Consider the following 15,303-nt stretch of genomic DNA (forward strand, 5'->3'; position numbering starts at 1 on the left):
GATTTTCTACTTTTTTCTTAAAATAATTTCAGATAAAAATCTCAACAAAATCAACACGTTACAAGGTTTTTACCTTTTAGCAAATGTTAAAATTTAAAAATTTACAACGTTTGAGTAGTACTCAAGTTCTCTTCGACTGTATTATATAAAGAACCAGTACTAAAATCAATTCGTAATGAATTCAAATTCTGAAATTAAAAGTCTTTTACAAAAGTTTGTTTTAAATCAATGTACCCCTGAAGAAACAGATGAAGTAATAGCGTATTACAAAAAAAATAAACTTACAGATGATTTTCCTTCTGTAGAAGAGGTGAAAAACCTTTTGGATGAAATGCCAAAAATGAATCAGGAAACGGCTGATGCTATTTTCATGAACATTTTGGCTTCAAACAAAGAAGAAGACCAAACTGTAATTGAACTTCATCCGAAGAAATCTAATTTTAGAAAATACATTTCGATTGCAGCTTCGCTTTTAGTTTTAGCTTCTGTTGGCTTAGCGTACAAGCAAGGTCTTTTTACTACAACTAAAGAAGTTCCGTTTGATTTTAAAAGCAATGATATTGTTTTACAATTAGAAGATGGAAATGTTCAGATTATATCAGAACTTACTTCTGCACAGGTAAAAGACAAAAAAGGAAATATTATCGGAAATCAAAATGGTGACAAATTGGTTTATGAAATGGAAGCTGATCCGGAAAAACTCACTTACAATACGATTAAGATTCCGTATGGTAAAAAATTCCAATTGCAATTGTCAGACGGAACGTTGGTTCATTTAAATTCTGGAACGACTTTAAAATATCCGGTAAAATTTATTGCCGGCGAAAACAGACAGGTTTTCTTAAATGGTGAAGCTTTTTTTGATGTTGCTAAAGATAAAAAACATCCTTTTGTTGTTAACGCTGACGAATTGAATGTACGTGTTTTAGGAACTCATTTTAATATTTCTAATTATCCTGAAGACGCTGCAACTGATGTTGTTTTGGTTGAAGGTTCTGTAGGAATGTACAAATCAAGCGAAGAATTTGACGCTGCTAAAAACACGATTTTAAAACCGGGTTATAAAGGAAGTTTTAATAGAAACAATGCATCTATTTCTACCAAATCTGTTATTACAGATATTTATACTTCCTGGATAAACGGCGGTTTAACTTTTAGAAATATGACTTTCAAGAACATTATTACAAAGCTTGAAAGACGCTATAATGTTACAATTGTAAACAAAAATGAAAAATTAGCCAACGAAAAATTCAACGCCAGCTTTAAAGAAGAATCTATAGAAAATGTAATGAGTTATTTTAATGACATTCATGGCATTAACTACACTATAAAAAACGATCAAATACTAATTAAATAACCACTAAACCATGAAAAAATATGAGAATAAAAAAGTACTAAAATAAAAAAATCGGAAAGAGCTGCGAACAATTTCCGATTAACTAAGTGATTGAATATAACGAATTAACTACAATCAATTAACAAAATTATGAAAAAAAAATCTAAGAATAATGGGTTTCTATACTCATTGTTCCAAAATGACCTAAAATTGAAACTAACTACACTACTTATTTTGGTCGCCATGTTTAATATTAGAGGGAATACTTATGCCCAAAAGACAAAAGTTTCTTTAGAATTAAACAATTCAACAATCGAAAAGGTTATTGAGACCATTGAACAAAAAACTGATTTTAGGTTTATTTACAAACTGAATGATATTGACTTAGATCGAACAATTTCTATTTCTGTAAAGGACCAGTCAATAAATGTTGTTTTAGATAAACTTTTTAAAGGGACTTTAACTGAATTTAAAGTTCGCGATACTCAGATTATTTTAAAAAAACCAGAACTAAAAACGCAAAATACATCGTATCAAAAACAAACTGTAACCGGTATTATTACCGATGAAAACGGTTTGCCATTGCCCGGGGCTTCGGTTCTTGAAGAAGGCACAAAAAATGGAATGGTAACTGATTTTGACGGAAAATATAAACTTACTGTAGAAAGCAGTTCTTCTGTAATCATTGTATCTTTTGTTGGATACAAAGAGAAAAAAGTTGTTGCCAGCCAAAACGTTATTAACATTCAGCTTATGCCTGATGCCACAGATCTACAAGAAATTGTTGTGGTAGGTTACGGTTCTACAGTTAAAAAAGATGTTACCGGAGCTGTTTCTTCAATTGCTGCAAAAGACATGAATCAAGGCGCAATAGTAAATCCATTGCAATTGATTGCTGGAAAAGCAGCAGGTGTAAATATTACTCAGATAGGCAGCGAACCAGGTTCTGGACCAAGTGTGCGTATTAGAGGAATTGGCTCTTTAATTGGAGGAAACGATCCGTTGGTAGTTGTCGATGGGATTCAGGGAAATATGGATTTATTGAATCAGGTACCTCCAAGTGAAATTGAAAGTATTGATATTCTAAAAGATGCTTCTGCGACTGCTGTTTATGGTTCTAGAGGTGCGCCGGGTGTAATCATTGTAACGACAAAAAAGAATAAGGCCGGAAGAACAACAATAGAATATAACGGATCAACGTCATTAGATTTTATCCCAAAAAAACTGGATATGCTAAATGCTGATGAGTGGTGGAAAACTGCTCAAAGTTTAGGAACGCCAGCTTCGTCAAATCACGGTTCAGATACAGACTGGTATGGCCTTCTAACTCAGACAGGAATAACACAAACACATACTTTATCATTTGGTGGAGGAACAGATAAATTTAGCTATAGAGCTTCTTTGACAGCGATTTTACAAGAAGGAGTTGTTATTAATTCTGATAATAAAAAATACATCGGACGTCTTCAGGCAACACAAATGGGCCTTGATGATAAATTAAAACTGACTTTTAATTTAACGAATGGTATCATTAATGGAAATAATAGTATTGCAGATATTGGAACTGCCGCTTATATGTCTAATTTGATTACAAATGCTTATTTAATGCGACCAACAGATCCTGTTTTAAATCCTGATGGAAGCTATTTTACAGACCCTAATGTGTTTCAATATTTAAATCCTTATGCAGCTGCTCAAACAGTTACGAATGAAAAACAGGAAGACAATTTATTTGGAAGCCTGAAGGCGGATCTTGATCTGGCTAAAGGATTAACAGCCAGCTGGTTTGGAAGCTGGAGAAAAACAAATGAAATGAATGGTTATTATCTTCCTGCTTCTTCAACAAATGCCAATGCAATCGATCAGAAAGGATACGCAAACATTAGAAACAAAAAACAAAATGAAAGATTGACAAATGCCAGTATTACTTACAAAGGAACATTTGGCGTTCACAACATAAATGCGCTGGCTTTGTACGAATGGCAAAATCAAACGTATCAGGGAAATTATGCACAGGTAAAAGGATTTATTAGCGACAAAACTACTTACAACGCAATGCAGCTTGGTGATTTGTCAAAAGTTTCTCCAGGCGATATCGAATCTTATAAAAATGACAGAACATTAGTGTCTTTTTTAGGACGTGTAAATTATTCTTTGCTTAACCGATATTTATTTACAGGAAGTTACAGACGTGATGGATCATCAGTATTTGGAGCAAATAACAAATGGGGAGATTTCCCTTCTGCTTCTGTAGCTTGGCAAATCAATAAGGAGTCATTCATTAATCCGAATGTTTTTAACGAACTAAAATTACGTGTAGGATATGGTGTAACAGGAAATCAACAAGGGCTTTTGCCTCAAAACTCTATCGCATTAATTGGTAACCGCGGATTGACTTATTTTGGAGGTCAGCAAATTACAAATTACGGTGCAAAACAAAATGCTAATCCTGATTTGAAATGGGAAACCAAAAAACAAACCAATATTGGTCTTGACTTTGCATTTTTAGATAATAGATTAAGAGGAACAGTAGATGTTTATGATGCAAAAACAGATGATTTATTACTAGATTATACATTATCTCAACAAGGAAATGATTACAATTATATAAAAGCTAACGTAGGAAGTATTTCAAACAAAGGAATCGAGGCTTCTTTGGCATATGATGTAATCAAAACACAAAACAGTACACTTACATTGGCAGGCAATGTTTCCTTTATGAAAAACGAAGTTCTGAACTTAAACGGAAGTTTTAATGGACAGGAACTAACAACAGCTTATGTAGGCTGGGGAACTGCAAACTCTTACCTTGTAAAAGGAAAACCAGTAGGTGCCTTTTATATTCTGCAATCTACAGGTGTAGACGGCAATGGAGCAGAAACTGTTTTGGACCGTGACGGAAGCGGAGGCCCAATCAATCAGAATGCAGACAGTCCTGACCGCTATTATGCTGGTTCAGCTTTACCAACTTATACATTTGCTTTCAATCCAAGTTATAGATACAAAAACTTTGATGTTTCTATGTTATGGAGAGGTTCTGGAGGAAATAAAATTTACAATGCATTGGGTCAAAGATTAAGTATGCTTGAAAACGTTGGTAAATCTAATGTTTTATCAAGTGCTGTTGACAAAGGAATTGTTACTTCTACATACGGTTCTGACGTATGGCTGGAAGATGGATCTTTTATCCGTTTAGATAATGTTACAGCGGGTTATAATTTCCGTTTTACTGACAAGTATATCGATTCTATCCGTCTTTCTCTTACCGGAAATAATTTACTGTTGATTACCGATTATAGTGGCATGGATCCAGAATTAAACATTAGCGGAAGCGGTAATCCTGCTGACAATTTTGGTGGAGACAAAGGAATTTATCCACGTACCAGAAGTATTGCATTTGGTCTAAGTGTAAAATTTAAATAGTAAAAGAAATGAAAATCAAAAATATAGTATTGGCAGGAAGTGTATGTTTCCTTGCCTTGTTTAGCTGCACCGATATTAGTGAAAATATTTACGATCAATATCCTGCAGATGAATTTTACGCCACTCCAGAAGGAACGAATAGTTTGCTGGCAAGCGTTTATGCCCAAATTCCGGGCGAATTTACCAGAGACGGTTACAATGGTGTTGGTTATGCAGGAGCAGATAATGGCTGGTATGATATGAACTGTATGTCATCTGATGAACAGGTTATTCCTCATAGAAACGATGGTAACTGGCAGCAGGATTTTGCACGTTTTCACAAACATGGCTGGCTGCCAACCGAAGGTATTATCAACAATACCTGGAACTGGTTGTACAGATGTATTTTTAAAGCCAATTTAGCAATACAGCAATTAGAAAAATCAAATGCCGATGCTTCAAAAATTGCAGAAGCTAAAACATTACGTGCTTTTTTCTATTATTTATTAATTGATGATTTTGGAGATGTTCCTTTTTTTACGGATAATACTACCCCTGCCGATCAAATTCCGCAGGCAAGCCGAAAAGAAGTCTATAATTTTGTGGCAAAAGAACTGAAAGACAACGCAGAATTACTTTCTAATACCAAAGGCGGCGAATACTACGGAAGATTCAACAAATGGGCCGCTTATACCTTACTGGCAAAAGTTTATCTGAATGCTGAAGTTTACACCGGTGAAGCAAAATGGGCAGATTGTTTAGCAGCTTGTAACAAAGTAAGCGAAGGCGGATTTACACTTCATTCGGGTGCTGCTGATGCTTCAAGCCCTCTTGGAAACAAGTACTATGAATTATTTGGAGATGTTTCTCCTCAGGACGAAACTATTTTATCTATTTACGCTACTATAGACGTTTTATCCCGTAATGTTTATGCGGTTAGAAGTCTATATGGCCCTCACGGAATAGCAGCACTTCCATATAATGGTTGGAATGGTACTATTGTTCCTAAGCAATTTTATCTAAAATATGCTGATAACGATATTCGTAAAAAACAGTTTTTAGCCGGAGAACAGCCAGGAGGTATTAATTATACGCTGGATGTTGCTTCTATAGATCTTCCGGGAGCAGATCCGCAAGCTGGAGTTCGTGATATTAAATTTTATCCTGCCGGAGCAAATACGGGAGGCGGAGCTTCTAATGATTTCCCAATTTTTAGATATGCCGATGTAATTTTAATGATGGCTGAATGTAATGTTCGTTTAGGAAATTCTGGTGCAGCAAAACCTTTTGTTGATGCCATCAGACAACGTGCAGGTTTAAATGCATTGGATGCAAACCCAACTCTTGACGATATCTACAACGAAAGAGGATTTGAGTTGAACTGGGAAGGACACAGAAGACAAGATATGATTCGTTTTAATAAATTTTTATTAGCAAACGAATTCAGAACAGAATCACCTTCTTTTAGAAAGTTATTCCCGATTCCAACCTCAGCTTTAAATGCGAACAAAACGCTAAAACAAAATCCGGGCTACCCACAATAAAAAACTATTATGAAAAAATATATAAATAAATTATTCGTATTAGGAAGTTTACTTTTTTTAGGGACATCCTGTGAAACGGAAAACGCTACAGTAACGACTTTAAAAACAGTTACTTTTCCAACCAATATTGAAGTTTCTGCAACTACATTAGTATTAACAGAAGACACACAAGATAATTCTGTCGCACTTGTTTCATGGCCGGCAGTAACTTTTCCTGTTGATGCGCCCGTTACATATGCTTTACAAATTGATGTAGTAGCTGATATTACTGGTCCAACTGCCTGGCAAAAATCTAAGAGAATCGAAGTTGGTGAAGATGTTTTAAGCAAAGCCATTCTGGGTAAAGACTTAAACAAAATAGCGGTAGACTTAGGTCTTTTACCAGAAAAAGAAGGAAAATTAGTCGTTCGTGTAGAAGCTTCTTTAGATCATAAAACTTACTCCAATACTGTTACTCTTAGCGTAACTCCTTTTGAAAGAAGTGTTGTTTTTGGCGAAATATACATGCCGGGAAGTTACCAGGGATGGGGCATTGAAACAGCTGCTGCACTTACTGCTATTCAAAAAGGAATTTATCAGGGCTACATGACTGTTCCGGCTGGACAAGGGCTTGGATTTAAACTTAACAAAGAAAGAAACTGGGCACAATTTTATGGAGCTGGAGCAACTAATTCTGATTTAAAGGATATGAGTGATACTGATTTTGCACTTCCTGAAGTAGGTTCTTATCAAATCAAAGTAAACTTAAACACTCTAAAATGGACAGCCACACCATATGCATGGGGAATCGTTGGACCAGCATCTGCAACAGCTGATCAAACAGCAGGAGATGCTAACTACGGATGGAATCATTCTGTACCAATGTCATACGATCATAAAACCAAAACATGGAAAATTACTGCCAACCTTTTAGCAGGAGCATTAAAATTCAGGCTAAATGATAATTGGACAATAAACTATGGTCCAGCAGATCCTTCTACCAATACGATTAATCTTGACAATGGCGGTTCTTATACCATTGGTGAAGCAGGAACGTATGAAGTTACTTTTACAATAAACGAAACAGATCCTGCAACTACAGGTTATCCTGCAACTGCAACCTGTACTATCGTTAAAAAATAATCTAACATTGTAATATAGCTAGATTAGTTTGAGTGATACCTGCCTTTTTTGAGCGAAAGGCAGGCTATCTTAAACTCGCAGCGTATTAAATCAAATTCTACAAATATGAAATCAAATATAAATATCATATACACATTAATACTTGCATTGGCATTTGTTTCGTGTAGTTCATCAGATAGTGATTCTACCCCGCCTTCGCCATATACACAATATGGAACCGCTTTCGAAAAAATGCCAAATAAAGAAGACGCCATCATTTACCAAGTAAATATTCGTGCCTTTAGTCAGGAAGGAACTTTAAAAGGTGTTCAGGAAAGACTTTCTCAAATTCAGGAATTAGGAACAAATGTTATCTATTTAATGCCTGTTTATCCTGTTGGAAAAGTAAAAGCTTCGGGCGAATTGGGTTCTCCGTACGCCGTACAAGATTATAAAGCTGTAAATCCAGATTTTGGAACGCTGCAAGACCTTCAGGTTTTGGTTGAAGAAGCACACAAAAAAAATATGGCAGTAGTTTTAGACTGGGTTGCCAATCATACTGCTTGGGATAATGCATGGATAACACAACATCCGGATTGGTACCTAAAAGATGCAAACGGCAACATTACAATTCCTCCAGGAACTAATTATAATGATGTTGCTCAATTGGATTTTAATAATAGTGAAATGAAAGCTGCAATGATTGATGCTATGTCTTATTGGATATATTCAGCAAATGTTGATGGATTCAGATGTGATTATGCCGATTTCGTAGCTCCTGGTTTTTGGACAGAAGCCATTACAAAACTAAGAAGTATTAAAAAAAATCAGAAAATATTAATGCTGGCTGAAGGTTCAAAAGTAAGCCATTTTGTTTCTGGCTTTGATTATACTTTTGGCTTTAATTTTTTCAGTTCTTTAGAAAAAGTATTCAAAGACGGTCTATCTGCTTCAACATTACAAACTTCAAATGCTACTGAATATGCAAATACATATAATGCAGATAATAAAGTAGTAAGATATACCAGTAATCACGACGTAAACCTAACAGATGGTACGTCTCTTGAACTCTTTGGAGGTAAAAAAGGATCTATAGCTGCTTTTGTTGTTGCTTCTTATTTAAAATCTGTTCCGATGATTTATAACGGACAGGAAATTGGATATGCACAAAGACTTAATTATTTCTCTAAAACTCCTATTGACTGGTCTACAGCAGATAATGATATGCTGGCAGAATACAAAAAAATAATTGCTTTTAGAAAAACAAGCAATGCTATTAAAACGGGAACTTATACAGGGTATAGCAGCGATGCCTTAAGTGCTTTTACAATGATAAAAGATACTGAAAAAGTACTTGTCCTTTCTAATTTAACAAGTGGAACTGTAAAATATCTAGTTTCTCCTGCGTTAAAAGGAACATGGAAAGATGCTTTTACAGGAACTGCAGTAACTCTTGGAAGCGAAACTACCCTATTGCCGTTTCAATATATAGTATTGAAAAACTAATTACCTACGCAACTTTAAAAATTAAGTTAGATTTGCAAAAAATATAAATACCATGAATTTTCAATCCAAAAAAGCATTGCTTAAATCTTTAAGCAAAACGGCTGTCCTGTGTGTTTTTCTTCTTGCCAACTCCGTATGGATTCAGGCACAGGAGATCACTTCACCAAACAAAAATCTTTCTTTAAAATTTGAATTAAAAGATGGAGGAATTCCTTCTTACCAATTATCATATAAACAAAAAGCCGTTATTAAACCAAGTTCTTTGGGATTAGAACTGCAAAATATGCCTTCGTTTTTGGATGGTTTTACCGTAACAAATACAGCACAATCTTCTGTTGATGAAAATTGGAATCCGGTTTTAGGTGAAGAAAAAACAATACGCAACAATTACAACGAATTGGTTGTCACTTTAGCGCAGGCGAAAAATAACAACAGATATATTAGAATCCGTTTTCGTTTATTCAACGACGGATTGGGTTTTAGATATGAATTTCCGAAGCAAAATGATTTAAGTTATTTTGTAATAAAAGAAGAACGTACTGAATTTCAATTGGCTGGAAATCATAAAATTTTCTGGATTCCGGGAGATTATGACACCAACGAATACGCGTACACAACTTCTAAAATTTCTGAAGTTCCTTCGCTGATGAAAAAAGCGACGATCGAAATCAATTCGCAATGGCCGATAAAAGAACTAGCCGTACAAACGCCATCAATGATGAAATCTGATGACGGATTGTATATCAACATTCACGAAGCGGGATTAATCAATTATCCGGCAATGTATCTGGAATTGGATGCTGCAACATACAAAATGCACAGCCATTTGGCACCAGACGCAGTTGGAAACAAAGGTTACATGCAAACCGATGCACAATCGCCTTGGAGAACGATTGTAGTAAGTGATAAAGCGACAGATATTTTGGCTTCAAAATTAATTCTGAACCTTAACGAACCAACCAATTACAAAGATGTTTCGTGGATAAAACCTGTAAAATACATCGGAATTTGGTGGGAATATTTTGTTGCCGGAAAAAGTACGTGGGCTTTCGGAAAAGAAAACAATGTAAAATTGACGGATGATTTTTCGAAATTAACGCCAAACGGAAAACACGGCGCTACAACAGAACGTGCAAAAGAATACATTGATTTTGCTTCTAAAAATGGATTTGATGCGATTCTTATTGAAGGCTGGAATATTGGCTGGGAAGACTGGATTGGAAACTGGAAAGAAGAAGTTTTTGATTACGTAACAGCTTATCCGGATTTTGATGTAAAAGCGGTTCATGCTTATGCAGCTTCAAAAGGAGTGAAAATTATCATGCACCACGAAACTTCTGGATCTGCAACCAATTATGAGCGTCGTCTGGATCGTGCTTTTCAGTTTATGAATGACAATGGTTATGATGCTGTAAAAACAGGTTATGTAGGGAAAATTATTCCGCGTGGCGAACACCATGACGGACAATGGATGGTCAATCATTACATCAACGTTGCCAAACGTGCAGCCGATTATAAAATTATGATTGACAGTCACGAAGCCGTTCGTCCAACGGGTTTAAACAGAACTTTTCCGAACTGGATTGCACAAGAATCTGCAAGAGGAACTGAGTTTGAATCTATGGGAGGTTTAGCACCAGATCATACTACGATCCTGCCTTTTACAAGATTAATGGGAGGCCCGATGGATTACACTCCGGGGATTTTCCAAACCGATCTTTCATATTACGGAACAGGAAGTACACAACGCGTCAATACAACTTTGGTAAAACAATTGGCGTATTACGTAACGATGTATTCTCCGTTGCAAATGGCAGCTGATATTCCGGGAAATTACGAGCGTTTTCCAGATGCTTTTCAATTCATCAAAGACGTTGCTGTAGATTGGGACAACAGTTATGTGCTTGAAGCAGAACCTGGAGATTACGTAACAATCGCCCGTAAAGCAAAAGGAAAAGATGCTTGGTTCGTTGGTGGAATAACCGATGAAAATTCAAGAACAGCCAACATTACTTTTGATTATCTGCCAGCTGGAAAAAAATTCATTGCCACTATCTACGCCGATGCTAAAGAAGCAAACTGGAACCAAAACCCTCAAAAATACACGGTTAGTAAAGTTGTTATTACCTCAAAAACAATTTTAAAACAATATCTGGCTCCAGGAGGAGGAGTTGCGATAAGTATTAAAGAAGGCAATGCTTCAGAATTAAAAGGATTGAAAAAATTATAGATTACTAAGTTTTTTTTGCCACGAATTGCACAAATTTCCCGAATTACCAATTGCTATTTATTCTAATTGAAAAATAAAATTGGTGTAATTCGTGCAATTCGTGGCAGGAAAACTATTGCCTAAACTCAGGCAAAAATTAAAAACTTACTATTGAAAACTATTAACCACAAAATGTTTGTCAAATTTTAAAACAATGCGAGTGAGAATGAATTTTAGTTGAAGATGCTGACAAGCATACAAAAAACGAAAAATTATGAAAATCAACATTACCACAAGATTATTTCATATTACGAAAACTGTATTCTGTTTTCTATTATTATTTGCAAGTTCCCTGTATGCACAAGATCCCGCTCAATACGGAACACCTTTTGCCGGCGTGCCCGACACAAGAGATGTAAACATGTATCAGGTACATATTCGTCCGTTTAGTGCCAACGGAAATTTAGCCGGAGTAACCGCCCGTTTAGACAATATAAAAGCACTCGGAACCAATGTTATTTATTTAATGCCCATTTACCCGCACGGTACCGATTCGCGGAGTTCAGCTTCGCCCTATTGTATTAAAGATTTTAAAGCCGTAGGATCAGAATATGGTTCGCTTTCTGATTTGCGTACCTTAGTAGACGGCGCACACAGTCGCGGAATGGCAGTTATTCTGGACATCGCCATCAACGGAACTTCTTGGGACAATGCCTGGACAACCTCGCATCCTGAGTATTATCTACGAAGCGGTACAACAATTCAGCAATTAGGAAACTTCTCTGATATTGCAGCACTTGACCTTAACAGTTCTGCTACGCGAAATGCGATAAAAGATGCTATGCGTTATTGGATTCTCGCAGCAAACGTAGATGGATATCGTTGTGATTATGCTAATAATCCACCGCTTGATTTCTGGTCAGAAGTAATCGGAAACATTCGAGGAATTACTTCTCACAAATTATTAATGCTTGCCGAAGGCGACAGACAAGCCAACTTTACAGCCGGATTCGACATGAATTTTGGTGACAGATGGTTTTGGAATGCCCTAAAAGATGTGGCAGCCGGCGGTCCCGTTTCGCAGCGTTTTCAAACTATTAATGATTACGAATATGTAAACGCAACAGGCTCCAATCAAGCCGTTCGTTACACCGGAAATCACGATACTTACACGAATGATAATGGTGTACAAAGACCGTTTGTAATCTTCAACAACCATAACGGAATCGTTGCTAACTTCTTAGTTTCTGCTTATATGAAAGGTGTTCCTTTTTTAATGAGCGGACAGGAAATCGATTACGAACCAAAGACTGATTGGCCTTGGACGAACTTTAAATTCAACTGGTCTCAAAATCCAACTGCAGCGGCCGATTTCGCTAAAATTCTAAATTTCAGAACGAGCAGTGCAACCATCAGACGCGGAGATTTAACGATGTATGCCAACGACGATATTAGTATTTTCACCAAAACCTTAGGATCAGAAAAAGTAATCGTAATGTCTAATTTACGAAATGCTTCAAAATCGTATGTAATTCCGGCTGCTTTGGCAGGAACTTACGTTAATCCTTATAACAACAATGCCTCGGTAACTTTAACAACCGGTGCAACGAGAACATTTGCTGCTTACGAATATTTGGTTTTAACGAATGCTAATGTTCCGGTTGTTGCCGTTACAGGTGTTTCTGTAAACCCAACAACAGCAACAGTTGGTTTAGGATCAACACAACAATTAAATGGTGTAATTGCTCCGGCAAATGCAACCAACCAAAATGTAACCTGGACATCCAGCAACACAGCTGTTGCTACTGTAAACGCTTACGGTTTAGTTACAGCTGTAAGTGCAGGAACAACCACAATTACAGTAAAAACAGTTGACGGAAATAAAACCGCAAATTCCGCTATAACTGTTGCTGCAATTCCAGTTGCTTCAGTTAGTGTTTCGCCAACTTCGGTTAGTTTGTATGCGGGCAATACACAACAAATTGCTGCTACGATTGCTCCGGCAAATGCTACGAACAAAAATGTAACATGGTCTTCGAGCAACAATGCAATTGCAACCGTAAATTCATCTGGATTGGTTACAGCAGTTACTTCAGGATCGGTCATGATTACAGCGACAACACAAGACGGAAACAAAACAGCGTCAGCTGCCATAACTGTAAATCCGAATACTAATTTTACGGTTTATTTCTATAAACCTTCTAATTGGGGAACTGGAATTAAAATTTATTATTGGAGTGCTTTACCAGCCGGAGTTTTAGCCAACGCAACATGGCCGGGCGTAAACATGACTGATTCAGGAAATGGCTGGTACAGTTATACTTTTACAAATGTAACTTCGACCAACTTAATTTTTAATGACGGAACTAGTCAAACTGCCGATTTAAGTAGAAATAAAACAGGCTGGTACATGAATAATACTTGGTACGATTCTAATCCGGGAACTGGTGTTGCGGTAACAAGCGTAAGTTTGAGCCCAGTTTCAGCATCTTTAAATGTTGGCGGAACACAGCAATTAACTCCTACTGTTCTTCCTTCTAATGCTACAAATAAATCGGTAAATTATAGTTCAAACAATACTAGTGTTGCAACTGTAAATACTTCTGGTTTAATTACCGCTGTCGCAAATGGAACTGCAACCATTACCGTTACCACTGTTGACGGAAGCAAAACAAGTTCTTGTGCGGTTACGGTTTCAACAACCTCAACCGGAGGCAGTTATTTCACGATAAAAAACAGATGGACAGGTGCTTATTTATCTGATGCAGGAACAAATGTGGGTTACGGAACAACTGTTTCTGGCAACAATTACAAATGGCAGAAAATCGCAATTGACGCTACTTATTTTGTATTGAAAAATGTAGCAACCGGAGAATTAATCAATATCGAAGGCCAAACGGGATCTGTACAATGTAACATTACAGACACTACTTTCTGGAGCGCACAATGGTCTAGCGATTACATAGACGGAACCTGGACAAGACTTAGAAACAGATGGCAGTCTGGAAATATTATTCATATTGAAAATCAAACGGGTTCTGCACAATACGGAAATTCTCAAGATGGATGGTTTAGCGCGCAATGGCAATTGGAACCAACAACAGTTGGAACAGCAAAATCGGCGCTGAAAATTACTGATGTTTCAGAAACGGAACAAGTAATTGGCATTTATCCAAATCCTTCTATAAATAATGAATTTCATGTTTTATTGCCACAATTAGAAAATGGAGATTCTGCTGCAATTATCGTTTCAGATATGAACGGAAGAACAGTTTTAACTCAAAACCTTTCTTCTTCAGGACAAATTAACCATCATTTAGCCGAAGGTTTGTATGTTGTCAATATTAATTCGAAAGAATTTAATGTGACAAAAAAACTGATTGTGAAATAAGAATTTGAGTTTATAAATTGAAAAGGCGCATGAAAATTTCATGCGCCTTTTTTATAGTTTTTTTGATACGAATTACACAAATTAACACGAATGTATAAAAAGAAATTTGTGACAATTCGTGAAATTCGTGGCAAAAAAAAATTTAAAATGAATAATTCAGAGCAAATCCAAAATCATTCTTTGATGTTATTTCATTGAGATTTAATACTGGTTTAAATGCTAATTTTTCGCTTACATTAAACTGCGATAAAGCAGCGTCAATATTAGCATCAATAATATTTAAGACATAAAAACCAACGATAAAAAGCGCTGATAAATCTCTGTTTCGTTGAAACCCTTTTTGCGCCGTTATCAATTGGCTTTCACTTAAACTCTTTAAATATTCAGAATTACTTGTGTTTCCTGCAAGTCTGCTTTTATATTCATTCCGATAAAGAGTATAGCTTTTCTGATTGTCAAGATAAAGAAAAACACTGGTTCCAATTGCTCCATAAACTAAAGGAATTTTCCAATATTTCTTATTATAGGCTTGCCCCAATCCGGGAAGTATTGCCGAGTAAAATGACGCTTTTGCTGGACGCAAAGGATCAATTGTTTCTGATTTTAAAGTATCATTTGCAATAATTTGATTCTTTTCCTGAGCAAAAGTTATAGTTAATCCAAAAAATAAAAAGAGTATAATGAAGTGGTATTGCATGAAAGTTTCTTTGAAAATTTTCATCAAAGAAACCTTTTTGTTTCTAAGTATTTTCTTAAATAAAATACAAATAAAACCTAATATTTGATTTAGTTTTTTACCTCGAATTAAAATTTA

The 15,303-nt window shown here is 36.0% G+C and carries 8 protein-coding genes; 7 read left to right on the plus strand and 1 reads right to left on the minus strand.

What is annotated here, in order from left to right; translation table 11 throughout:
• The first annotated feature begins 175 nt into the window (after window positions 1-175).
• The 7 genes from EV144_RS09530 to EV144_RS09560 all read left to right on the plus strand — a co-directional run bounded on the left by EV144_RS09530 (window position 176) and on the right by EV144_RS09560 (window position 14,489).
• On the plus strand, window positions 176-1,357 hold the full coding sequence (locus tag EV144_RS09530) for a FecR family protein (RefSeq protein WP_134148296.1): 1,182 nt from the start codon (window positions 176-178) through the stop codon (window positions 1,355-1,357).
• 189 nt (window positions 1,358-1,546) lie between these two features.
• Window positions 1,547-4,759, plus strand: coding sequence for a TonB-dependent receptor (locus EV144_RS09535; protein ID WP_243854646.1), 3,213 nt, complete (start codon window positions 1,547-1,549; stop codon window positions 4,757-4,759).
• 8 nt (window positions 4,760-4,767) lie between these two features.
• A complete protein-coding gene (locus tag EV144_RS09540; protein ID WP_134148299.1) occupies window positions 4,768-6,282 on the plus strand; it encodes a RagB/SusD family nutrient uptake outer membrane protein in 1,515 nt (504 codons plus the stop codon).
• A 9-nt stretch (window positions 6,283-6,291) separates the two neighbouring features.
• Window positions 6,292-7,404 (plus strand): SusE domain-containing protein, encoded by a 1,113-nt coding sequence (locus EV144_RS09545; RefSeq protein WP_134148301.1) that lies wholly within the window; start codon window positions 6,292-6,294, stop codon window positions 7,402-7,404.
• Window positions 7,405-7,509: 105 nt separating this feature from the next.
• The gene (locus tag EV144_RS09550) at window positions 7,510-8,889 is read left to right on the plus strand and encodes an alpha-amylase family glycosyl hydrolase (RefSeq protein ID WP_134148302.1); all 1,380 of its coding nucleotides are present in this window, start codon (window positions 7,510-7,512) and stop codon (window positions 8,887-8,889) included.
• A gap of 52 nt (window positions 8,890-8,941) precedes the next feature.
• Window positions 8,942-11,119, plus strand: a complete 2,178-nt coding sequence (locus EV144_RS09555) for a glycoside hydrolase family 97 protein (RefSeq protein WP_166670555.1) — start codon at window positions 8,942-8,944, stop codon at window positions 11,117-11,119.
• A gap of 253 nt (window positions 11,120-11,372) precedes the next feature.
• Window positions 11,373-14,489 (plus strand): Ig-like domain-containing protein, encoded by a 3,117-nt coding sequence (locus EV144_RS09560; RefSeq protein ID WP_134148303.1) that lies wholly within the window; start codon window positions 11,373-11,375, stop codon window positions 14,487-14,489.
• A gap of 142 nt (window positions 14,490-14,631) precedes the next feature.
• On the opposite strand, the gene EV144_RS09565 is transcribed toward EV144_RS09560, so the two are convergent.
• On the minus strand, window positions 14,632-15,210 hold the full coding sequence (locus EV144_RS09565) for a DUF5683 domain-containing protein (RefSeq protein WP_410501175.1): 579 nt from the start codon (window positions 15,208-15,210) through the stop codon (window positions 14,632-14,634).
• Window positions 15,211-15,303: the final 93 nt, after the last annotated feature.

Origin of the sequence: Flavobacterium sp. 270 (genome assembly GCF_004368785.1) — a bacterium.
Taxonomy (GTDB): Bacteria; Bacteroidota; Bacteroidia; order Flavobacteriales; family Flavobacteriaceae; genus Flavobacterium.